A 20,971-nucleotide genomic window follows, 5' to 3' on the forward strand; every position below is an offset into this window, starting at 1 on the left:
GATTCCAGCTTGCATCCCAGGGGGCGGACGGCCTTGATCGAGATCAAGGGTGCGCGGAACCACCCACCCCTTATCGCGGCTACTCCTCCGGCAGCCCGGCGCGCCGCCAGCCCTCGACGAAGGTGTCGAACAGGCGCGGGATGTGGCGAAACGGATGGCTTTTCTTCATCACCGCGATCGACACGCCGGGATTCGCCGCCCTGAGCGTCGCGATGGCGCGGCGGGCGGCTTCCGGATCGCCGGCGAAGACGGAGTAGGCGGCGAGCTGGCGATAGGCCCAGGTCACCTGCGGGTTCTTGTCGATCATGTCCTGCGTAAGTTTGGCGGCTTGCGCGAACTTGCCCTCGAGTCCGCTGGCCGCCGCCAGCCCCATGGTGAAGTTGTGTTCCAGCGGATCGAACGGGCTCAGGGCCATGGCGCGCTCGAAGTCGCGCCTGGCCGCCTGCGGCTGGTCGCGGTAGATCGCGACCCATCCGGATCGGGCCCAGGCCCAGGCGCTGTTCGGGTCGAGCGCCAGCGCCCTTTCGATATAGGCGCCGGCGCGGCTCTGGTCGGTGGTGCACATGCTGAGAGCCGCGCCCATCGCCGTCAGCGCCATCGGGTCGTTGCTCGCCAGCCGCGCCGCCGTCTCGGCGTCAGCGAGCGCCAGTTGCCTTTCCCTGTCGGGGTCGGACGACCACAGATAGACGAGGTTCTGGGCATGCCCCCAGGCGCGCAGCGCATAGGCCCGGCCATAGCGCTGGTCCGCCGCGATCGCCTGTTCGAGCAGGGCGATCCCCAGCCGGTTGCCGTCGCTCGTCGCGCTCCAGATGTCGGGATAGGCCCGCAGCACCAGCTCGTAAGCCCTGAGGCTCTCTGGCGGCTTGCGTCTCGCGGCTTCGATCTCGGCCTTGAGCAGGGCCGGGTGCATGGCGCCGGCCACCTGTCCGGCGATCTCGTCCTGCAGGGCGAAAATGTCGGATGCGGCGCGGTCGTAGCGTTCGGACCAGATCTGGGCGCGTGTTCGCGTGTCCTCCAGCTTGACGGCGACCCGCACCCTGTCCATCGACCGGCGCACCGAGCCTTCGACGGCATACTGGACGCCGAGTTCGCGTCCGATCTCGGCGAGGTCGACGAAGCGGCCGCGGTAGGTATAGGCCGACTGGCGGGCGATGACGAAGAAGTCGCTGACCCGGGAAAGCGTGGCGGTGATCTCCTCGACCACGCCTTCGACGAGAAACTCGTCCTCCGGGCCGCTCAGGTTCTCGAACGGCAGCACCACGACCGAGGGCTGATCGGTGCCGCGCGACGGCGACTGGCGGTCCGGCACAGGCGAGGTCGAATTTTGCCCGGGCGGGGGGCTAACCTCGCGCTCCGCCTCGATCAGCGCGCTCGTGGCGGCCTCCGGCTCGGCCTCGAGTTCGCGCCGCAGCGCCTCCTGGCACAGCTTGTATTGCCTGAGTGCCGCGTTCGGCTGGCCGCGCTGCAGGCACAGCCGGATGATGGCGCGGTGCGCTTCCTCTGCGGTCGGATCCGCCGCGAGCAGCCTTTCCGCCAGCCGTTCGCAGGCCGCCGCCGATGGCGAGCCGGGCCGGGGCGCGGCCTGGCTCAGCCGCTCCGCCACCTGCAAGGCGATGCGCCGGTAGCTGCGCTGGTGTGGCGCGAACCAGTCCGTCCCCTCGTGGATCGCGTCCGCGGCGAGCAGGTCGCCCCGGTAGAGTTCGGCGGCAGTCGCAAGACCGCCGTCGTCTCCTTGAGCCGTCTGCTCGAAAACCCAGATGTCGGCTGTGCCCGGTTCCGCCTTCAGCGTGACGGTGTCCAGATCGCTTTCGACCTCGACCCTGGCGGCGTTTCCGGCTGGAAAGCTGCGCCTGATGTCGACAAGCGCCTGGCGCAGGCTGTTGCGCGCCTGTGCCTCGCCGCGCCCCGGCCAGAACGCCTCGCAGAGCGCCTCGCGCCGCACCGGCTTGCCGCCCGCCAGCACGAGGGCGGCGAAAATCTGCGCCGTCTTGCGCGTGGCGAAGCGGACAGGCCGGTTTTCCGGGGAAACCACCTCGAGGCCACCGAACAACCGAATGCGCATCAGCGTGCTCCAGCACTGGCGATGTCATGCAACAATAACACTGCCGAGGCCCGATTTAACGCCGATTTAACGCGGTCACGCAGCCCTTTGCACGCGCCGTTCACGCCGCGCGAACGCCGGCATCACAGCCCGGTGGCAAAGTCTTCCCATCAACTTCGCAATGGGAGGCCATGATGGCTTACTCGGCATATTCCGGTCACAAGCTGCCGGCATCCGGTTTCACCGCACGCTTCGTCGAAGCCGCGGCCACGCGTTTCGCCGCGATCGGAGACTGGTGCCGGCTCGCCCGTACCCGCAGGGCGATCGAGGCGCTCGGTCCGGAGCAGCTCAAGGACATCGGCTATCCTTCGGTCGAAGCGAAACCCTCGATGGAAGTCGAGCGCGGACTGATGATCAGGCTCGCGACCATGCGCTGAAGCATTTTGCAGCCGGACGAATTCGTCTGGCGTCGCACGAATGCGGCCAGGAAAAACAAACTGGCGTGGCGGTCCCCCGCAATGTCTTGCAGGGCGGCCGCCGCATCGCAAAAGCAATATTCGGGCCGTCCGGCAAGCGAATGATCAAATTCGTCGAATTCGCCTATCTTATGGTTAACCACCTTTTAGGGCCTTTGTGGACGCCCCTACGGCATCGGCCTACGCTTCCATCGTTGCGAGTATCGATGGAGGCGAATATGGCAAAGCGGCCCTTTACTGTTTGATTTCATCCGCGGTCTCGCCTCTCTGCCGTGCGTCGGTGCCGGCGGCGATATGGGCGGCGGGCGCGAAAGCTGATCCGGCATTCGTGCCGGGTACGACTGAGCCGTCCGGGTCCGAGCCCGTGACGGCTCTTTCATTTCCCCTGGTCGCTCGCAGCCTTCGGCCGCCCGGCAGAGTTCGCAGGCGGGGATAGATTTCCGGCTATTACCGATACAACCTTTTGTTATTGCTTGGATTTCAAAAAAACTTCCGGCTGATTTCTCCACCCCTTCGAGAGCCGACTTAAGATCGGTTCATCTCCCTCGCGGGAAGCCTGGTGCGCACCGGGTATCAGGTGGGGGAGACGGTGTCCTGGCCGGCGGCGCTAACGGTGGCGTCGCTGGGTGTTGAGCCCCCAGGCCAGGGCCCCGCCAGCCGTCGCGCGAGAACGCGTTTCCACGGCACGAGGGCGGGGCAAGAGCACCGGCGGACGCATGGCGGCGTGCCGCACACATAGTATCAGGAAGGCGCGCCCCATGCGTCGGCTTCCCACATGACCAAATCCCGGCTGGTGCGCCAGGCCGGGCGGCTTGCCCGTGGCACATCCGCATGAAACGGCTGCAAGAGCGCATCGATGGTGCACCGAACGGGCTGGGGGGAGAGGTGGCCGCGAAGCGGCCGGTAAGGGGCGAAGCTCGGTGGCATGCGTGACCTCATCCTCCGGCATGCTCGGGACGAGGGGCGAAAAGTCAGATCACGTTCAGTTCGCGGAACGCCCGGCCCTCGGCGATGCGCTGATAGCCGAAGGCGGAGCAGTCGATGCTGCGGTAGCCGCCATGGACGATGAGCTCGGCCAGCGCCCTGCCGACGGCCGGCGCCTGCTGCAGGCCGTGGCCGGAGAAGCCGTTGGCGAAAATGAAGTTCTCGACCTCGGGATGCGGGCCGATGACGGCGTTCTGGTCGAGCGCGTTGTAGTCGTAGTGGCCGACCCAGGCGCGCGTCGGCTTGATCGCCTCGAAGGCCGGCACGCGGGTGGCGAGCACCGGCCAGATCACCTCTTCGAACAGCGGCCAGTCGGGGTTGAAGTCGGCCGGATCGGCCGCCTGCTCGCCCTCTTCGCTCTCGGCCCCGCCGGTGATGTAGACCGAGCCCTCGGGCCGGACATAGACGCCGCTCGGGTCGACCATCAGCGGCATGTCGTCGAAGCGGTCGCGCGCCTCGAAGACGAAGACGTTGCGCTTGCGCGGCTCGACCGGCAGCACGAGGCCTGCCATGGCCGAGACCTTGCCGGCATTGGGACCGGCGGCGTTGATGATCGTGCCCGCCTCGAGCCTTTCGCCGTTCGTCAGCGTCACGGCGGTGACGCGGCTGCCCTGCCGCTCGATGCCGGCGACTTCTGCCGTGATCAGGTCGACGTTCTTGGTCTTCAGCGCCTTGCGGAACAGGCCGAGCATGGCATGCGCGTCGAACCAGCCTTCGCCCGTGCGGCCATAGGCGCCGGCCGAAATGCCCTCGGTCGAGATCCACGAGAAGCGCTTCCGCAACTGCGCGGCGTCCTCGAGCACGATGTCGGCGCCCTCGGCCATCTGGGCCTCGTGGTTGGCCTTGAGGATGGGCAGGCCGTTCTCGCCGGCGAGGATCAGGTAGCCGCCCTCGCGGAAGCCGATGTCGGCGTCCTCGCCGAACTCGTCCTTCAGGCGCCGGAACAGGCCGAGCGTGAACTGCGACAGGCGGATGTTCTCGGGGATCGAGAATTGCTGGCGGATCGAGGCGCAGGACAGCGTGGTCGCGGCCGTGGCGAATTGCGGATCGCGTTCGACCAGCGCGATCGAGCCGGTAAAGCCCTCGTCGCGCAGGTAGTAGGCGATCGAGCTGCCGACGATCGCGCCGCCGATGATGACCACGTCGTAGCGTGCCATGAAATGATTCCGTCTGTTCGGATGGAGGAGAAAAGCAGTTACGCCACCGCCCGGCAAGCACTTGCAAGGGCCAGCATTGCCGGGCAAGAAGACCAGATGTCACATTCTCCGTCCCGCCCCCGCCGTTCGGCGCTGTTCGTGCCCGCCAGCAACGAGAAGGCGATCGCCAAGCTGCCGCAGCTTGGCTGCGACGCCGTCATCTTCGATCTGGAGGACGCCGTACTGCCCGAGCACAAGGCAGCCGCTCGCGACAGGCTGGCCGGCATCTTGGCCGAAAGGCCGGCGGGCAACCGCGAATTTCTCGTCCGCATCAATTCGCTGGCGAGCCCCTGGGGCGTGGAGGACCTTGCGGCTGCGAGCGGATGGGCTATCGACGGCGTGCTCCTGCCCAAGATCGCGACGCCGCGCGACATCATCGAGGCGGGCGACGTGCTCGACGACAGCGACGCGCCCGACAGCGTCAGGCTCTGGGCGATGATCGAGACGCCGCGCGCGCTGGTCAACATCGCCGCCATCGCCGAGCTCGGCCGCGATCCCGCCGCGCGGCTCGCTTGCCTGGTCGCCGGGCTCAACGACCTCGCCAAGGACACCGGCGTGATGCTCACGCCCGACCGCCGCTACCTGCAGTCCTGGCTGATGCAGATGGTGCTCGCGGCGCGGGCCGGCGGCGTCGACATGCTCGACAGCGTCTCCAACGATTTTCGCGACCTCGACGCCTTTTCGGGCGAATGCCGGGAGGCGGCCGCGATGGGATTCTCGGGCAAGACGGTGATCCATCCCGCCCAGATCGGCCCCGCCAACGAGGCGTTCTCGCCCTCGGCCGAGGCGCTTGCCGAGGCGCGCGCCGTCGTCGATGCCTTCGCGCTTCCGGAAAATGCCGGGCGCGGTGTAATCTCGCTCGAAGGCAAGATGGTCGAGCGGCTGCATCTCGCCCAGTCCGAAAAGCTGCTCGCCCGGGCGGCGATGATCGAGAAGCTGAAGAACTGACAGCGCGATGCGGAGACAAGCATGAAACTCTACCGCTTCCTGACCGGTCCCGACGACGCCACGTTCTGCCACAAGGTGACGGCGGCGCTGAACAAGGGCTGGCACCTGTTCGGCTCGCCCACCTATTCCTTCGATGCCGAGACCAAGACGATGCGCTGCGGCCAGGCCGTGGTGAAGGACGTCGACGGCGTCGAATACGATCCCGGCATCAAGCTCGGCGATTTCTAAGCCGGGAGGCGCCTGATGAATGGGGCGCCGCGTTCAGTCGACCGACGCTTCCAGCTTTTCCATGTCGTCGTCGGAAAGGCCGAAATGGTGCCCGATCTCGTGGATCAGCACATGGGTAACGATGTCGCCCAGCGTCTCCTCGTTCTCCGCCCAGTAGTCGAGGATCGCCCGGCGGTAGAGGGTGACGCGGTTGGGGCCTTCGCCGGTCTGCGGGTTCCAGCGCTCGGCGATGCCGCGTCCTTCGAACAGGCCGAGCAGGTCGAAGGGCGTTTCCAGCGACAGGTCGTCCATGATCTCGTCGGTCGGGAACTCGGCGATCTGGATGACGACGTCGCCGGTGAGGGCGCGGAATTCTTCAGGCAGGTGGGCATAGGCTTCGAGCGCCAGGAGCTCCATCTCCTCGATCGAGGGCGACAGCTGGTCGTGCCAGGCGCGGGTCTTGTAGATGCGGGCCATTCTTTTTCCTTTTGAGGGCATATAGCCTTTCACCGCACGCCTTACGAGGCCTTTGCCGTGGCGGGGATGATTTAGGCGCCGGAGGCACTTGCCCGGAGAGGAATAGATTCTCATCGAATCGGCTTGACTCTCCTCGATGGCTCTGGAATCTATGAGAACATAACGTGAACATATTGAGGAAGGCAGACCGACATGGCGACCAGCGCCGTGGCGCGGGACGTCGTTTTTGCCCTGCGCCGGAAGATAGCGAAGATCGAGGGGACGCTGGCCGAGAGGCTGGCCCCGCCCTCCGACGGCCAGTCTTCCGCCGGCCAGCCTGTTGCCGGTCTGCTTGTCCGCCGCAACGGTCTTGCCTCGGCGCGCGACTTCTTCCTGCCGACCGGCGTCGAACGCCTCGACGAAATCCTGGGCGGCGGCCTGCCTCGGGCGGCGCTGACCGAGATCCACGGAACCGAAACCCGCAATGCCGGGGCTGCCGCAGGGCTCGCCCTCTGCCTGGTCAGCCGCATGCTCAGGGAGCGGTCGCGGCCGCAGGATCTGGTCCTGTGGGTCGGCACGACCGAGATTTTCCGCGAGGCGGGGCTTCCCTACGTGCCAGGACTGGGCAGGTTCTTCGGCATTCTGGCCGAAAGCCTGCTGTTCGCCGAGGCGCCGAAGCCGGCCGACGTGCTCTGGATCGCCGAGGAGGCGGCCCGCATCGAGGAGATCGCGACAATCGTGGTCGAGATGCGGGGCAATCCGCGCAGCGTCGACCTCACGGCGACGCGCCGCCTGCACCGGCGGGCGCAAGACAGCGGCCGTCCCATCTTCCTGCTGCGCCAGTCGGCCGAGCCGGAGCCCACCGCCGCCCCCGTCAGGCTGGTCGCAGCACCCGCGCCGGCCACCCTGCGGCAGACACTTCTCGGCCCGCTCGCCGGCTCTATCGGCGCGCCCGCATTCGCTGTCGAGATCGGCAAGAGCCGTACCGCTCTGCCGGGCAGCTTCATTCTGGAATGGAACCCCGATGCACGCACCCTCGCAGAGAGAAGTCCAGAGAATCGTGTCGCTGTGGTTTCCCCATCTCGCGGCCGAACGCGTCCTCCGGCGCAGGCTGGGGCGGTCCTGGCGTTCAAGCCCGCAGGCGGCGAAGCCGCTGGTGACCAGCCACCGCGAGAACAACACCCAGCGCATCGCCGGCCTCGACGCGCAGGCTGAAGCGCTCCGGCTGAAGCCGGGCATGGGCATTGCCGAGGCGCGCGCCATGCATCCCGACATCGACGTGGTCGAAGCCGATCCCGAGGCCGATCGCAGATTGCTCGAAGGGCTGGCCGACTGGTGCGACCGCTACACGCCGCTCGTCGCCATCGACGGTGCCGACGGACTGTTCCTCGACATCACCGGCTGCGCCCATCTCTTCGGCGGCGAAAAGGCACTGCTCAACGACCTCATGATGCGGTTCTTCCACCAGGGGTTCGACGTGCGCGCCGGCCTCGCCTCGACACCGGGCGCGGCATGGGCCGCCGCCCGCTTCGCCACCGGCCACATCCTGGCTCCGGGCAGCGAGTGCAGTTTCCTGGCCCGCCTGCCACTGTCGGCGCTGCGGATCGATCCTGCCACGAAGGCGAGCCTCGAAAGCGTCGGGCTGCGCACCGTGGGCGCGATCATGGACGGTCCGCGCGCACCGCTCGTCCGGCGTTTCGGCGCTGAACTCATCGAACGGCTCGACCAGGCGCTGGGCCGGCTCGAGGAGGCGATCTCGCCGCGCCTGCCGGTGGCGCCGCTTTCGGTCGAGCGCCATCTCGCCGACCCGCTGTCGCTCATCGACGACATCGAGCGGCTGGTCGGCCTGCTCGCCGCCACCCTCAAGGCGGACCTGGAGCGCAGGGAGGAAGGGGCGCGGGTGCTCGAACTGCTGCTGTTCCGGGTCGACGGAATGGTCAGCCGCATAGCGGTCGGCGCCTCGCGTCCCATTCGAGAACCCACGCTGGTGCGCAGGCTGTTCCATGAACGGCTGGCGACGCTGGGCGAAACCATCGATGCCGGCTACGGTTTCGATCTCGTGCGCCTTTCGGCCCTGTCGACGGCCCGGTTCGACGCCCGCCAGGCCGATCTCGCCGGTGAGGTCGACGACGGCGGCGAGGAGCTGGCAATCTTTGCCGATCGCATCGGCGCCCGCCTCGGCGAGGCCGCGGTTCTCGAAGCCGTTGCCGTCGACAGTCACCTGCCGGAACGCGCCGCACCCGCCATCCCTTACGCCCTGGAAGAGGCACGTAAGGGTGCGGCCGGGCGCCCGGCCAGGGAGGTGCAGCCCGTTGGCAAGCGTCCCCGGCCGGCCGAGCGCCCCATCCGGCTGTTCCGGGTGCCCGAGCCCATCGAGGTGCCGGCCACCGAGGTGCCCGACGGGCCGCCACTCAATTTCCGCTGGCGTCGGGCACTGCATCGCGTGGCCCGCGCCGAAGGGCCGGAGCGCATCGCGCCGGAATGGTGGCGCGAGGGCGCCGATGCGCCGACGCGCGACTATTACCGCATCGAGGACGCCGAGGGCCGCCGCTACTGGCTCTACAGGCAGGGCCTCTACAGCGCGCAGGCAGTGCCGCGCTGGTTCCTGCACGGGGTCTTCGCATGAACGCGGTCTCTGCCCCAGGCTATGCCGAGTTCGGCATCCGTTCGAACTTCTCCTTCCTGCGCGGCGCCTCGACGCCGGAGGAACTGACCACGACGGCCAAGTTTCTCGGCTTTTCGGCCTTTGGCCTGGCCGACTGCAACACGGTGGCGGGCGTCGTCCGCGCCTGGAAGATGGCGGAGGAAGAGAAGCTCCCCTACCATCCGGGCTGCCGGCTGGTCTTTTCCGACGGCACGCCGCAGATGCTCGCCTATCCGCAGGACCGCGAGGGCTGGGGGCATCTCTGCCGCATGCTGACCCAGGCCAACATGCGCGGCGAAAAGGGCGCCCCCGACCTGCGCCACGAGGATCTCCTCGAGTGGGGCGATCTTCTGTCCCTGGCCGTGCTTCCGAATCTTGCCGGCGACGTCGAGCAGGAGATGGCGCTGCTGCGGCTGCTCAAGAAGCGTTTCGGAAATGCGCTCTGGCTGGCCGTCGCGCCCGCCTTCGGCGGCAGCGACCACTTCAGGATAGAGCAGGCGGCAGCCATGGCCCAGGCTGTCGGCCTGCCGCTGATGGCGACCAACGATGCGCTCTACCATGTGCCGGGCCAGCGGCCGCTGCACGACGTGCTGACGGCGATCCGCCTCAACGTGCCGGTCGCGGAAGCGGGCTTCGGGCTCGAAGCCAATGCCGAGCGTCATCTCAAAACGCCCATCGAGATGGCGCGGCTGTTCCGCCGCCATCCGGAGGCGCTCGCCGAGACCCTGCGCTTCGCCGCCAGCCTGCATTTCTCGTTGAAGGAGCTTCAGTACAACTATCCCGACGAGCCGACGGAATCGGGGCTCGGGCCACAGGCGGAACTCGAACGGCTGACCTGGGAGGGCGCGCATGAGCGCTATCCCGGCGGCATCCCGGAAAAGGTGAAGGGACTCATCGGGCACGAACTCGGCATTGTCGAGAAGCTCACTTACGCCCGCTATTTCCTCACCGTCCATGAGATCGTGAAGTTCGCGCGCTCGAAGGGAATCCTCTGCCAGGGGCGAGGCTCGGCCGCCAACTCCATCATCTGCTACTGCATCGGCATCACCGATGTCGGGCCGGAGATCGTCGATATCCTGTTCGAACGCTTCATCTCGGAAGAGCGCGGCGAGCCGCCTGACATCGACGTGGATTTCGAGCACGAGCGGCGCGACGAGGTGATTGCGCATATCTACGAAAGATACAGCGCCAAGCGCACCGCGCTCGCCGCCTCCGTCGTCACCTATCGCGGCCGCTCGGCGCTGCGCGAAGTGGCCAAGGCGATGGGGCTGTCGGACGATGTCAGGAGCGCCATGTCGGGGTCGATATGGGGGTGGTACTCGTCCGAACTCGGCGAGCGGGAAGCCGGAGCCGGCGGCCTCGACAAGGCCGATCCGGTGACGCGGCATGTCATCGATCGCGCCAACGAGATCATGGGCTTTCCCCGCCACCTGTCGCAGCATGTCGGCGGCTTCGTCATCACCAAGGATCGGCTCGACGAGATCGTGCCCATCGTCAAGACGGCGATGGACGAGCGCAAGATGGTCGAGTGGGACAAGGACGACCTCGATGCCGTCGGCATCCTCAAGGTCGACATCCTGGCGCTCGGCATGCTGACCTGCCTGCGCAAGGCCTTCGACCTGCTCGAGGCGCATTACGACGAGCGCGACGACTACGGCCGACCCTATACGCTGGCGACGCTGCCGCCGGAGGACCCAAGGGTCTACGACATGATCTGCCGCGCCGACACGCTCGGCGTCTTCCAGATCGAGAGCCGGGCGCAGATGTCGATGCTGCCGCGGCTCCGGCCACGCGAGTTCTATGACCTCGTCATCGAGGTGGCGATCGTCCGGCCCGGTCCGATCCAGGGCGACATGGTGCATCCCTATCTGCGCCGCCGGCAGGGAAAGGAGAAGGTCGACTTCCCCAAGGAGGAGTTGAGGGAAATCCTCGGCAAGACCAAGGGGGTGCCGTTGTTCCAGGAGCAGGCGATGAAGATCGCCATCGTCGCCGGCGGCTTTACGCCCGGCGAGGCCGACAAGCTCCGGCGCGCCATGGCCACCTTCAAGCGCACCGGCACCATCGGCAATTATCGCGAGCGGATGGTCGAGGGCATGGTCGCGCGCAGCTACGAGCGCGATTTCGCCGAACGCTGCTTCAAGCAGATCGAGGGGTTCGGCGAATACGGCTTTCCCGAAAGCCATGCCGCGTCCTTCGCACTGCTGGTCTACGCTTCCTGCTGGCTCAAGACCTTCTACCCAGATGTCTTCTGCGCGGCGATCCTGAATTCCCAGCCGATGGGCTTCTACAGGCCGGCGCAACTGGTGCGCGACGCGCAGGACCATGGCGTCGAGATCCGGCAGGTCGACATCAATCACTCCATCTGGGATTGTGCGCTCGAGCGCTCAGGCTTCGACCCAAAACGCATCCGGCCGCGCCACGCCGAAATGCGCGACGTCATCAGGACCAGCCATGCCGTCCGGCTCGGTTTCCGCCAGATCAGGGGGCTTTCCGACAAGAAGATGCGGGCATTCGTCGAGCGGCGCGGCAAGGGTTATGTCTCGGTTCGCGATGTCTGGCTGCGTTCGGGACTCGATGTCGGCGAGATCGAGCTGCTCGCCCAGGCCGATGCCTTCCGCTCGATCGGTATCGACAGGCGCGCGGCGCTGTGGGCCGTGCGGGCGCTCGACGGCAGGAGTGCCGCCGAGATGCTGCCGCTGTTCGACCGCCCCGATGTCCAGCTGGCTGACAACGAACCCGAGACGCAGCTGCCGCGCATGCCGCTCGGCGAGCATGTCATCCACGACTACCGCTCGCTCGGCCTGTCGCTCAAGGCGCATCCGGTGGCCTTCCTCAGGCATCATCTCGACCGTGCCGGCATCACGCCCAACGCGCGGCTCGGCTCGGTGCCCGACGGGCGGCGTGTCTCCGTCGCCGGGCTGGTGCTGGTGCGCCAGCGGCCGGGCAAGGGCAATGCGATCTTCCTCACGCTGGAGGACGAGCATTCGATCGCCAATGTCATCGTCTGGGCGCGCGTCTTCGAGCGTTTCCGGCCCGTCATCATGGGGTCGAAGTTCATTCGCGTCACCGGCAAGCTGCAGACGGAATCGGACGTGATCCACATCGTCGCCGACAGGATGGAGGATCTGACGCACTGGCTGGCGGCGATGTCGGAGGAGTTGCAGCCGAGTGCGGAGGCCGGCGCCGGGCCTTTGCCGGAAGGGCGGGCAGGTGCCGCTGACAAGGCGGCGCGCGACCCGCGCATGCTGCAGAGCTACGAAACCCTGGCCCGCAAGGCGAGCAGCGTCATGCCCAAGGGCCGGAATTTTCAATGATGCGGCTTTTCGCGATGCGGGACGAGACTACCGGGCGGGGCGGGCGGCCTGCCTCCACCTCATTCCGGCGACGAGCGCCGCTTGGCCGCAGTCTCCGCCTCGTCGATCTGCCTTGCCTCGGAAGGCAGCATGACCGGGATGCCGTCGCGGACGGGATAGGCGAGCCGCGCCAGCCGCGAGACCAGTTCGCCGCGTTCGGCGTCCCAGACGAGCGGCCCCTTGGTCAACGGGCAGGCGAGCAGTTCGAGCAGCTTGACGTCGATGCCGCGTCCCTTCGTTTCGGCCATGCGCACCTCCGACTATCGACCACTTCTGTTCCGCCACGCCCACCACGCCTAGAGCGTTTCCGCTTTTCTTCGAATCGCGGAAACACTCTATCTCTTTGTTTTGACGCAATTCCGGACGGAAAACCGCTACGCACTTTTCCTGGAATTGCTCTAGGCGCCGCCATTTCCGCCCCGCGTCATTCCCCGAAGCACGGTGGGATGCGGTCACGCGGTTCCTTCGCTCGGCCCTGCCTATTGCAGGCTCGAACCGAAATCGTCGTTGTCGCGCGCCAGCGTCATCTCGGTGATCGCGATCAGCGTCTCGGCGCGGGTCTTGAGGTCGGGAGCTTCCAGCAGCGCCTGCTTCTCGGCGGCGCCATAGGGCGCCATCATCGACAGGGCATTGACCAGCATCGCATTGTCGGCCCGGCTGACGCTTTCCCAGTCGGCCTCGAGTTCGTTGGCCTGCAGATAGGCGCGGAAGGCGCGCAAAAGCGCCGGGCGGTCGATATCGGTGGCGGCCCTGTCCTCGGCGAGGTCGGCGACGAAGGGAGCGATCTTGCACTGCCTGAAGGGGGTCTTGACCGCAATCTCCTGCACCACGCGGAACCGGCACACTCCCTGCAGCGAGATCAGGTAGCGCCCGTCGCCGGCCTCGGTGAAGGAGGTGACGCGGCCGATGCAGCCGACCGGGCAAAGCCCGGGCTCGCCATCGGCCATGAGCGTGCCGTCGAGCGCCGGCTGGATCATGCCGATCAGGCGCGAGCCGCCGATCGCCGTGTCGACCATCTGCAGGTACCGCGGCTCGAAGATGTTCAGCGGCATGCGGCCGCCGGGCAAGAGCAGCGCGGCCGTCAGCGGAAACACCGGGACAGTCGCCGGGAGATCGGTGCCGAGCCTGTAGTGCGCGTTTCCTGCCTGCATGGTACCCCCTGCCGATCTCTATCTGGGGCGGTTCCGGCGCGCCGCAAGCCCGTTTCGCCCAACCGTCACGAAAACAGCAGCGACGACAGCTTGCGCCGGGTGGCGAGCGTCACCTCGTCGGTCATGCCCCAGGCCTCGAACAGCTGCAGGAGCTGCGCCCTGGCGCCGTCGTCGTTCCAGCTGCGGTCGGCCTTGACGATGGCGAGCAGGTTGTCGGCCGCCTCGGTGCGCTGCCCGTTGGCGTTCTGGATCATGGCAAGGTCGAAACGCGCCTGGTGGTCCTTCGGGTTTTCGGCGATGCGGCGCTCCAGCTCGGCAGCGTCGCCCAGGCTGGCGGCCTGCTCGGCCAGCGCCAGCTTGGCGCGCACCGAAGCGATCGGGGCGGCATCCTTCTTGCCCTCCGGGACCTGGGCCAGCACGTCCTCGGCTCCGGCAGTGTCGCCGGCCTCGAACAGGAGGTCGGCGAGCGCGGCGATGGCGTCGACATTGTCGGGCGCCTGCGCCAGCACGGCGTCGTACATCTGGGCTGCGGCCTGCAGGTCGCCCGCGGCACGGGCTTCCGCAGCCGCCGCGATCGCGTCCTCAACCTGTGCGCCGCCGCCCTTGCCGGCGACGCGGTCGATGAATTCGCGGATCTGGGTTTCGGGCACCGCGCCCATGAAGCCGTCGACAGGCTGTCCGTTCTTGAAGGCGATGACGGCCGGGATCGACTGGATGCCGAGCTGGCCGGCGATCGCGGGATGGTCGTCGATGTTCATCTTGACGAGCTTGACGCGTCCGCCGGCGGCCTGCACGACGCGCTCGATCACCGGCGTCAGCTGCTTGCACGGTCCGCACCAGGGTGCCCAGAAGTCGACCAGCACCGGCTGCTTGCGCGATTCCTGGATGACGTCGGCGGCAAAGCCGGCCGTGGTGGTGTCCTTGATCAGATCGGCCGCCGGCGAGCCGCTCGCCGGCGCTGCGCCGCCAAATTGCACGTTGGTGGCGTACTGGCCGGACATGCCGCCGAAGGGATTGCTCTCGTTGCTCATCGTCGCTCTTTCGGAATTGGATGCTCGCCCGGCGGGCGCCTCGTTCAGCCCACCATGTGGCGATCAGCCGGAGACTTTCAAGATAACAGGGTCATGGCCGGTCGCACGGACGAATTGCAAGAGATCGTCGCGGCCGATCGAGGTGGTCGCCTCGTTGGTCAGCGGGTGGGCATTGACCACCTCGTTCTCCATCAGGGCGCTGTCGAGGACGACCTTCACCCGCGCCGCGGTATCGTTGATCAGGCCGAAGACGGTGACGGCGCCCGGGATCACGCCGAGCAGTTCCATCAGCGCCTCCGGCTTGCCGAAGGACACGCGGCTCGATGCGCCGATCAGGTGGTGTATCTGCTTGAGGTCGACCTCGGCCTCCTCGTCGACGGTGACGAGGAAGAAATTGTCCTTCTTGTCCTTGAGGAACAGGTTCTTGGTGTGCCCGCCGGCGATCTCGCCGCGCAGCGCCTGCGAATCGGCGACGGTGAAAAGCGGCGGATGGTTGCGCGTCCTGACCGGGATCCCCAGTCCGTCGAGGAAAGCCATCAATTCGGCCTGGGTCTTGGGGGTCGCTGGAGCTGTCATGGAATCTCGCCCGGATTGCTGTGCGCTAGGGTTTATGGGCAATGCCGGGAGCCGACACAAGCCTGCCCGTGCCGCCGCGCTAGCCTTCCCATGGGTCAACACCCGGTTTTCCGCGTCGGCGAAAAAAGATGAAAAAAGAGCGCTCATACCCTGTTGCATTCACCGCGCTCTTCGGCCATATAGGCGCCGTTGCGGCGGCGAGCCGCGGCGAGCGGGTGTAGCTCAGGGGTAGAGCACAACCTTGCCAAGGTTGGGGTCGAGCGTTCGAATCGCTTCACCCGCTCCAATTACTCCACGAAAAAGGCCGCGGCTCTCCGCGGCCTTCGTCGTTTCTGGGGCCGTCAAAACCATCTCGGATACCAGGTCGATGACGGTCCGGCGGCGCTGGCTACCGACACGTTTTTCAGCGAGCCTTCCGGACAGGCCTCATCACGCGCCAGCCCTGGTCGCGCCGCAATGCCCGATCATGCGCCGCCCCTGGGTGCGCGATCGATACGGGTCGGGTTTGCGGGCTTCATCGCGAAGATCCGGGCCTCGGTCTTTTCCAGCCGGGTGGTTTCGTCCCGTATATTGCCCACCGCCCTGGCCGCTCAGGGGGCCTCGATCATGAGCCGGGCGCTGTGCTCGTCGGTGATCAGCACCGTCGGGCTGACCAGCTTCATCGCCCCGAGCAGGGCGTCGATCTTGTCGGTGCCGCCGGAGGTGAGGATGCGCATCGGCGCGCGGCGGATGCGGTCGACGTCGACCGACATGACCAGGTCGTTGATCGGGTGGTCGACCAGGTTGCCGTTACGGTCGAAGAAATGGAACAGGAGGTCGCCCACCGCCCCCTTCGCGGCTAGCTTCTGGCGCTCCGCCTCGGTAAGGAAGCCGCCGCGGTAGAAGGTCGAGGCGGAGGCGATGTCGCCGACGCTGACCAGCACCGCGTCGAGCGAATCGGCGAGCGCGAAGATCTCCGACAGGCCGCAGCGCTCGATCAGCGCGCGCTTGGTGTCGATGCTGTCGACGACGGCCGGCGCCGGGATCAGATAGCCGTCGCCCTGGAAGGCCTGGGCGAAACGCCAGGCGAATTCGGCCGGGTTGGTGCGGCGCGCGACGCCGACGCCGCCGAGCAGCGAAATGACGCGGAAGTCGCTGAGCGGCCGGGCGCTGATGTAGGGCAGGGTGCCGAACAGGGTGCGGCCCCAGCCGACGCCGACGGACATGTCCGAGCGCATCGCCTCGGAAAGATAGCTCCCGGTGGCTGCGCCGATCGCCGGGATCGGGTCGGCGTCCGCGGACGACAGCGGCGCCACGATGGCGCGCTGGACGCCGAACTTGCGCTCGATCGCCCGCTCCTGCCTGACGATGCCGGACAGCTCGCCCTCGATGGCGATCTTGACCTCGTTGCGCGCGCGCGCCTCGGCCAGCATGCGGACCACCGTGACGCGCCCGACCCCGAGCACCTCGGCGATGTCGTTCTGGGTCATCTGCTCGATGAAATACATCCAGGCGGCGCGCAGGCGGAGCCGGTCGGCGCGGCTGTCGGTGGGAGACGTGTCGGCGTCCGTCGGAGCCTCCGCGGCGCGCGACCTCGCGCCCGAACCTCTTGTACCCTTGCTCACGCCGCTCCCCCTGCTTCGGTTTCCATCACTTTTCAAGGAACGCTCCACAGGTCAAGCACCTGTGCGCGGCGGGTGAATTGAAGTTGTGGCCGAACAATGCTGCAATGCCCTGAAAGCCGCGCCCGACGGGCTGCAAGGAACGCGCGCATGCTGAGAAGCTTTTCCGAAGAGGTCGTCGTCAACGTCAAGGACCGCCTGCGCGACGTGCGCCATTTCGTCCGGGCGAGCCGGCACGACAATCCCGGCGGGCCGCGGCGGCCGCCGGGCACCGATCCGTTCGCCCCGCCCGCCGAGATCGAGCGGCTCATCGGGCGGGCGGCGAGCGTGGTCGACGACACGCTGACCATGGCCGAGACGGTGTCGCTGTCGCTGCTGCCCATCGTCAGGCCCGACGACGGCGCAAGACTGCATGGCTTCGACGTCTATTTCGCCACCGGCAGCGGTACGGAGGGGGAGCGGCTGTTCCGCCGCGACCTCTACGCGGCGCTGAAATCCTGGCTGCGCCAGAAGGGCGGCCCGATGCCGCTGCTGCACGAGGCGCGTTTCTCGCAGGCGCATCTGGCCGTCCGCCGCAAGCACCCGGAACTGCTCGCGGCGATGCGCGCGGCCGGTCCCGAGGATCGCCTCGACGCGGTGGCCGCCGTGGCGGCGGCGACGCTGGTGGAGCTGCGCGCCAGCCAGCCGCTGCAGGGCGACATCCGGGTGGCCGAGGTCGAGCCGACGCTGCAGCTCTTGGCGCCTGCGGCGCTCGCGGCCGGCATCGCGACGCTGTCGCCATCGGAACTGAGCGATGCCGAACTGCTCGAGGCGGCGGGCATGGTGGTCGAGGCACGCGGCGACCGGATTTCGCGCGCGCTCGAGAGCGCCGATCCGGTAGCGGAGCTCGCCGCGATCTTTCGTGCGCTGCTTGCCCACCTGCCCTAGCGGCGACGATTCAGCCAGGCGTACGGCCCGCACTGGGCGGCAGCGGAGGCGCGCGCCGCAGGCGGCGGAGGCTCAGCATGACAAGCGGAGCCTCCACACAGGCGCGAAGCGTGCAAAAAAGACGCCGCAAAGGCGTGACAAATGAGCGAAATAGCGGTATGTGGCCGCCCGAACCGGACGAATGATCGTCCAGTCCCGTCAACAATGACGGTGTAGTCGCCCCTGCCGGAAGGCCCGCAAGGGAATGAAGGCATAGCCGAGCGGTCAACTGGACTGCAAGGCAAGTGCTGGGCGCTCTGGCTGTCGGAAGAACAAGAAGTGGATTTTTGAGATGGATCTGATCCGTCAGCTCGAGGCCGAACAGGCCGCCAAGATCGAAGCCAAGCGCACCCTGCCGGAATTCCAGCCGGGCGACACCGTGCGTGTCCAGGTGCGCGTCACCGAAGGTTCGCGTACCCGCGTGCAGGCCTATGAGGGCGTCGTCATCGCCCGCTCCGGCTCGGGCTTCCAGGAAAACTTCACCGTCCGCAAGATCTCCTATGGCGAAGGCGTGGAGCGCGTGTTCCCGGTCTACTCGCCGATGATCGAGGGCGTCGAGATCGTCCGCCGCGGCAAGGTGCGTCGCGCCAAGCTGTACTACCTGCGCGACCGTCGCGGTAAGTCGGCGCGTATCTCCGAGAACACCGGCGTGCGCGCCCGCAAGCTGAACGACGCCGAGCGCGAAGCGGCGAACGCCGAGAAGGCCCGCATCGAGGCCGAGAAGATCGCCGCCGCCGAGGCGCTGGCAGCCGAGAAGGCCGCCCAGGAAGCCGCCGAGAAGAAGGCCGCTGCCGAGGCCGCCAAGGCCGCCGAATAATCGCCGGCGCGACAGAGTTCCAAAAGGGCGGCTTCGAGCCGCCCTTTTTCGTTTCGGGAGGACGAACGGTGACCGCAAGGGATTTCGTCGTCCGCGGGCTCGTGCCGGGCGAGGGGGCGGCACTGAGGAAGCTCAGGCTCGCGGCGCTCGCGAACGCGCCGTATGCCTTCATCTCGACCGTCGAGGACGAGGCGGAACTGACGGATGCCGATTTCGACGCGCGACTGGCGTCCCCCGAGCCCGACGCCACCTTCGGCGTGGTGGCGAATGGCGAGATCGTCGGCATGGCGCGGCTGGCTGCCGAACGGCGCGCCAAGGTCCGCCACGAGGCGTCGATGCGCAGCGCTATGTCGATCCGGCCTGGCGCGGGACGGGGGCGTCACGCGCGCTGGTGCAGGCCGTCGTCGACCATGGCCGGGCGCACGGGCTGATCGTCACTGCCGCCGTCATCGCCGACAACGAGGCGGCACTCAAGCTCCATCTTAGTCTCGGCTTCAGGCCCTATGGCACCGGGCCCAAGGCGATGTTCCGGGACGGCGCCTTCCACGACGAGGCACTTCTGGTCCTCGGCGCGACGTGAACCGGGCTTCCGCAGGAGTGCCGGAAATTGCAACAAACACCGGTGCAGGGACGCCCGCGGCGCATCGTCCATGCTTGCAAGCCCATCCGGGACGGCTAAAGTCTCGCGCAATAGATCGGCGCAGCCGTCTAGTCATTTTGGGGAACTGACCATGAATAGTCTAAAGCTTGCGCTCGCCGGCGCCTTCGCCGTCGTGATTTCGCCCTTCGTTGCCCAGGCTCAGAGCTTGCCGGATCTCGGCGGCAAGTCGGTGGTGGTGGTGACCGAGAACGCCTATCCGCCGCTGCAGTTCGTCGATCCCAAGACCGGCAAGCAGATCGGCTGGGAGTATGACGCGATGGACGAGATCGCCAAGCGGCTCAACTTCAAGATCGAGTACCAGAACACCAGCTGGGACGCGATGATCCAGGCGGTGTCGGACGGCCAGTACCAGATCGGCATGACCGGCATCACCATCAAGGAAGACCGCAAGGAGAAGGTCGACTTCTCCGATCCCTACATGCTTTCGCAGCAGTTCATGCTGGTGCGCGCCGACGAGAGCCGCTTCACCGATGCCAAGAGCTTCGCCGCCCTCGAGGACGGCCTGATCGCGGCGCAGCCGGGTACCTCGCCGTTCTACACCGCCGTTTACGAAATCCTCGACGGCAACGAGCAGAACCCGCGCATCAAGCTGTTCGAGACCTTCGGCGCCACGGTGCAGGCACTGAAGGCCGGCGACGTCGACCTGGTGCTGACCGACAGCGTGGCGGCACAGGGTTATGTCGACGCTTCCGAGGGCAAGCTCAAGGTGGTGGGCGAGCCGCTGGGCAGCGAGGATTTCGGCTTCATCTTCAAGAAGGGCTCGGACCTCGTCGCGCCGGTCAACCAGGCGATCGCAGCCCTCAAGGCCGACGGCACCTTCGACAAGCTGAACAAGAAGTGGTTCCTCGACTACAAGATGGGGCAGTGAGAACGCTGCCTTACCCTTCCCCTTGCGGGGAGGGTGGCCCGAAGGGCCGGGTGAGGGCGAGCCCAGGGCGGCTTCCCTACCCCCACCCCGGGTCGCAGACGCCGCTTCGCGCCGTTAGCTTCCCGATCCTCCCGACAAGCGGGAGGGCGGAAGGCGCCGCGTTCCTCGCCCGCCAGGCGCCTGCATGAGCCAACATCCGGTCAAGAAAGACGATTTCCCCTGGTGGCTGGTTGCCGCCGGCATCATCGCCGTGGCCGCCGCGCTGGCGATCGGGTCCGACGAGCTCTATCGCCAGATCATCGCGACCCTCGCCAAGGGGTTGCTGGTGACGCTGTTCGTCACCGTCGTCGCCTTCGCGCTCGCCTCGGCGCTCGGGCTGTTCGTCGCGCTGCTCGGGCTGTCGAACGCGCCGGTGCTGCGCCAGATCGCGCGCTTCTATGTCGAGATCATCCGCGGCCTGCCGATCCTGGTGCTTCTGTTCTGGATCGCCTTCGTCGGCGCGCCGGCCTTCGTGGCGGCCTGGAATTGGGTTTCGGCACCGCTGCAGGCCGCAGGCCTGATCGAGCCGATGCAGGTGCGCGACTTCTCGCTTCTGTGGCGGGCGATCATCGCGCTGACCGTCGCCTATTCGTCCTTCATCGCCGAAATCTTCAGGGCCGGCATCCAGGCCGTCGATACCGGCCAGATCGAGGCGGCGAAGGCGCTGGGATTGTCACGCTATCAGCGCTTCCGGCTGATCGTCTGGCCGCAGGCGTTCAAGACCATCCTGCCGCCTTATGGCAACGACTTCATCGCCATGGTGAAGGACTCGTCGCTGGTGTCGGTGCTGGGCGTGGCGGACATCACGCAGATGGCCAAGGTCTATGCCTCGGGTTCGTTCCGCTTCTTCGAAACCTACTCGATCGTCGCCTATGTCTACCTCATACTGACGGTGGGGCTGTCGCTGGCCTTGCGGTCGCTGGAGCGGCGGCTGAAGCGGGGACAGGCGCGATAGG

19 protein-coding genes and 1 tRNA gene are annotated in these 20,971 nt (G+C 67.1%); 12 read left to right on the forward strand and 8 right to left on the reverse strand.

Annotation, left to right across the window (positions count from 1 at the left end):
- Positions 1-79: 79 nt before the first annotated feature.
- Entirely contained in the window at positions 80-2,062 is a 1,983-nt protein-coding gene (locus tag J2X50_RS08220) for a BTAD domain-containing putative transcriptional regulator (protein ID WP_429093828.1), read from the reverse strand.
- Between the two features lie 173 nt (positions 2,063-2,235).
- Here J2X50_RS08220 and J2X50_RS08225 point away from each other — a divergent pair, with 173 nt between their 5' ends.
- On the forward strand, positions 2,236-2,478 hold the full coding sequence (locus J2X50_RS08225; RefSeq protein ID WP_429093829.1) for a DUF1127 domain-containing protein: 243 nt from the start codon (positions 2,236-2,238) through the stop codon (positions 2,476-2,478).
- 1,010 nt (positions 2,479-3,488) lie between these two features.
- Here the strand turns inward: J2X50_RS08225 and J2X50_RS08230 are convergent.
- Positions 3,489-4,658 (reverse strand): NAD(P)/FAD-dependent oxidoreductase, encoded by a 1,170-nt coding sequence (locus J2X50_RS08230; RefSeq protein ID WP_429093831.1) that lies wholly within the window; start codon positions 4,656-4,658, stop codon positions 3,489-3,491.
- 96 nt (positions 4,659-4,754) lie between these two features.
- Here J2X50_RS08230 and J2X50_RS08235 point away from each other — a divergent pair, with 96 nt between their 5' ends.
- Together J2X50_RS08235 and J2X50_RS08240 are read left to right on the forward strand one after the other, a co-directional pair.
- The gene (locus tag J2X50_RS08235; protein ID WP_429093833.1) at positions 4,755-5,645 is read left to right on the forward strand and encodes an HpcH/HpaI aldolase/citrate lyase family protein; all 891 of its coding nucleotides are present in this window, start codon (positions 4,755-4,757) and stop codon (positions 5,643-5,645) included.
- Between the two features lie 21 nt (positions 5,646-5,666).
- Positions 5,667-5,873 (forward strand): DUF1737 domain-containing protein, encoded by a 207-nt coding sequence (locus J2X50_RS08240; protein WP_018430424.1) that lies wholly within the window; start codon positions 5,667-5,669, stop codon positions 5,871-5,873.
- Between the two features lie 33 nt (positions 5,874-5,906).
- Here J2X50_RS08240 and J2X50_RS08245 read toward each other — a convergent pair whose 3' ends face one another.
- Positions 5,907-6,329 (reverse strand): metallopeptidase family protein, encoded by a 423-nt coding sequence (locus tag J2X50_RS08245; RefSeq protein WP_340040922.1) that lies wholly within the window; start codon positions 6,327-6,329, stop codon positions 5,907-5,909.
- Positions 6,330-6,521: 192 nt separating this feature from the next.
- Between J2X50_RS08245 and J2X50_RS08250 the strand changes: the two genes are divergently transcribed.
- From J2X50_RS08250 to J2X50_RS08260, 3 genes are read left to right on the forward strand one after another with little or no spacing between them, the layout of a single operon-like run.
- Positions 6,522-7,523 (forward strand): ImuA family protein, encoded by a 1,002-nt coding sequence (locus J2X50_RS08250; RefSeq protein WP_429093836.1) that lies wholly within the window; start codon positions 6,522-6,524, stop codon positions 7,521-7,523.
- A complete protein-coding gene (locus J2X50_RS08255; protein ID WP_429093838.1) occupies positions 7,465-8,934 on the forward strand; it encodes a Y-family DNA polymerase in 1,470 nt (489 codons plus the stop codon). Before J2X50_RS08250 ends, J2X50_RS08255 begins: the two co-directional genes overlap by 59 nt.
- Entirely contained in the window at positions 8,931-12,266 is a 3,336-nt protein-coding gene (locus tag J2X50_RS08260; protein ID WP_429093839.1) for an error-prone DNA polymerase, read from the forward strand. The genes J2X50_RS08255 and J2X50_RS08260 overlap by 4 nt, the downstream gene beginning before the upstream one ends.
- 59 nt (positions 12,267-12,325) lie before the next feature.
- Here J2X50_RS08260 and J2X50_RS08265 read toward each other — a convergent pair whose 3' ends face one another.
- The 4 genes from J2X50_RS08265 to J2X50_RS08280 form a co-directional block, all read right to left on the reverse strand.
- Positions 12,326-12,553 (reverse strand): Trm112 family protein, encoded by a 228-nt coding sequence (locus J2X50_RS08265; RefSeq protein ID WP_429093841.1) that lies wholly within the window; start codon positions 12,551-12,553, stop codon positions 12,326-12,328.
- Positions 12,554-12,784: 231 nt separating this feature from the next.
- Complete coding sequence (locus tag J2X50_RS08270; RefSeq protein WP_429093843.1) at positions 12,785-13,456, reverse strand: LON peptidase substrate-binding domain-containing protein; 672 nt, start codon at positions 13,454-13,456, stop codon at positions 12,785-12,787.
- Positions 13,457-13,521: 65 nt separating this feature from the next.
- Entirely contained in the window at positions 13,522-14,487 is a 966-nt protein-coding gene (trxA, locus tag J2X50_RS08275) for a thioredoxin (RefSeq protein WP_429093845.1), read from the reverse strand.
- Between the two features lie 63 nt (positions 14,488-14,550).
- The gene (locus J2X50_RS08280) at positions 14,551-15,063 is read right to left on the reverse strand and encodes a prolyl-tRNA synthetase associated domain-containing protein (protein ID WP_429093846.1); all 513 of its coding nucleotides are present in this window, start codon (positions 15,061-15,063) and stop codon (positions 14,551-14,553) included.
- Positions 15,064-15,274: 211 nt separating this feature from the next.
- On the opposite strand from J2X50_RS08280, the gene J2X50_RS08285 reads away from it, so the two are divergent.
- Positions 15,275-15,349: transfer RNA gene (locus J2X50_RS08285), tRNA-Gly, on the forward strand.
- A gap of 304 nt (positions 15,350-15,653) precedes the next feature.
- Here J2X50_RS08285 and J2X50_RS08290 read toward each other — a convergent pair.
- Positions 15,654-16,667 carry a sugar-binding transcriptional regulator gene (locus tag J2X50_RS08290; protein WP_429093848.1) on the reverse strand — a complete coding sequence of 338 codons (1,014 nt, stop codon included), beginning with the start codon at positions 16,665-16,667 and terminating at the stop codon, positions 15,654-15,656.
- 147 nt (positions 16,668-16,814) lie between these two features.
- Between J2X50_RS08290 and J2X50_RS08295 the strand changes: the two genes are divergently transcribed.
- The 5 genes from J2X50_RS08295 (at position 16,815) to J2X50_RS08315 (ending at position 20,970) form a co-directional block, all read left to right on the forward strand.
- On the forward strand, positions 16,815-17,591 hold the full coding sequence (locus J2X50_RS08295) for a hypothetical protein (protein ID WP_429093850.1): 777 nt from the start codon (positions 16,815-16,817) through the stop codon (positions 17,589-17,591).
- Between the two features lie 331 nt (positions 17,592-17,922).
- Positions 17,923-18,447 carry a 50S ribosomal protein L19 gene (gene rplS / locus J2X50_RS08300; protein WP_429093851.1) on the forward strand — a complete coding sequence of 175 codons (525 nt, stop codon included), beginning with the start codon at positions 17,923-17,925 and terminating at the stop codon, positions 18,445-18,447.
- Entirely contained in the window at positions 18,419-19,027 is a 609-nt protein-coding gene (locus tag J2X50_RS08305; protein ID WP_429094264.1) for an N-acetyltransferase family protein, read from the forward strand. Before rplS ends, J2X50_RS08305 begins: the two co-directional genes overlap by 29 nt.
- Positions 19,028-19,178: 151 nt before the next feature.
- A complete protein-coding gene (locus J2X50_RS08310) occupies positions 19,179-19,976 on the forward strand; it encodes a basic amino acid ABC transporter substrate-binding protein (RefSeq protein WP_429093853.1) in 798 nt (265 codons plus the stop codon).
- 184 nt (positions 19,977-20,160) lie between these two features.
- A complete protein-coding gene (locus J2X50_RS08315) occupies positions 20,161-20,970 on the forward strand; it encodes an amino acid ABC transporter permease (protein ID WP_429093854.1) in 810 nt (269 codons plus the stop codon).
- Position 20,971 lies beyond the last annotated feature (1 nt).

The sequence above is a fragment of the Aminobacter sp. BE322 genome (assembly GCF_050433525.1).
Classification (GTDB): domain Bacteria; phylum Pseudomonadota; class Alphaproteobacteria; order Rhizobiales; family Rhizobiaceae; genus Aminobacter.

Coding starts and splice junctions, on each gene's coding strand:
- J2X50_RS08280 (WP_429093846.1), bottom strand. CDS start 15,063: ATGACAGCTCCAGCGACCCCCAAGACCCAGGCCGAATTGATGGCTTTC.
- J2X50_RS08250 (WP_429093836.1), top strand. CDS start 6,522: ATGGCGACCAGCGCCGTGGCGCGGGACGTCGTTTTTGCCCTGCGCCGG.
- J2X50_RS08265 (WP_429093841.1), bottom strand. CDS start 12,553: ATGGCCGAAACGAAGGGACGCGGCATCGACGTCAAGCTGCTCGAACTG.
- J2X50_RS08235 (WP_429093833.1), top strand. CDS start 4,755: ATGTCACATTCTCCGTCCCGCCCCCGCCGTTCGGCGCTGTTCGTGCCC.
- J2X50_RS08245 (WP_340040922.1), bottom strand. CDS start 6,329: ATGGCCCGCATCTACAAGACCCGCGCCTGGCACGACCAGCTGTCGCCC.
- rplS (WP_429093851.1), top strand. CDS start 17,923: ATGGATCTGATCCGTCAGCTCGAGGCCGAACAGGCCGCCAAGATCGAA.
- J2X50_RS08230 (WP_429093831.1), bottom strand. CDS start 4,658: ATGGCACGCTACGACGTGGTCATCATCGGCGGCGCGATCGTCGGCAGC.
- J2X50_RS08315 (WP_429093854.1), top strand. CDS start 20,161: ATGAGCCAACATCCGGTCAAGAAAGACGATTTCCCCTGGTGGCTGGTT.
- J2X50_RS08220 (WP_429093828.1), bottom strand. CDS start 2,062: ATGCGCATTCGGTTGTTCGGTGGCCTCGAGGTGGTTTCCCCGGAAAAC.
- J2X50_RS08270 (WP_429093843.1), bottom strand. CDS start 13,456: ATGCAGGCAGGAAACGCGCACTACAGGCTCGGCACCGATCTCCCGGCG.
- J2X50_RS08225 (WP_429093829.1), top strand. CDS start 2,236: ATGGCTTACTCGGCATATTCCGGTCACAAGCTGCCGGCATCCGGTTTC.
- J2X50_RS08310 (WP_429093853.1), top strand. CDS start 19,179: ATGAATAGTCTAAAGCTTGCGCTCGCCGGCGCCTTCGCCGTCGTGATT.
- J2X50_RS08240 (WP_018430424.1), top strand. CDS start 5,667: ATGAAACTCTACCGCTTCCTGACCGGTCCCGACGACGCCACGTTCTGC.
- trxA (WP_429093845.1), bottom strand. CDS start 14,487: ATGAGCAACGAGAGCAATCCCTTCGGCGGCATGTCCGGCCAGTACGCC.
- J2X50_RS08260 (WP_429093839.1), top strand. CDS start 8,931: ATGAACGCGGTCTCTGCCCCAGGCTATGCCGAGTTCGGCATCCGTTCG.
- J2X50_RS08295 (WP_429093850.1), top strand. CDS start 16,815: ATGCTGAGAAGCTTTTCCGAAGAGGTCGTCGTCAACGTCAAGGACCGC.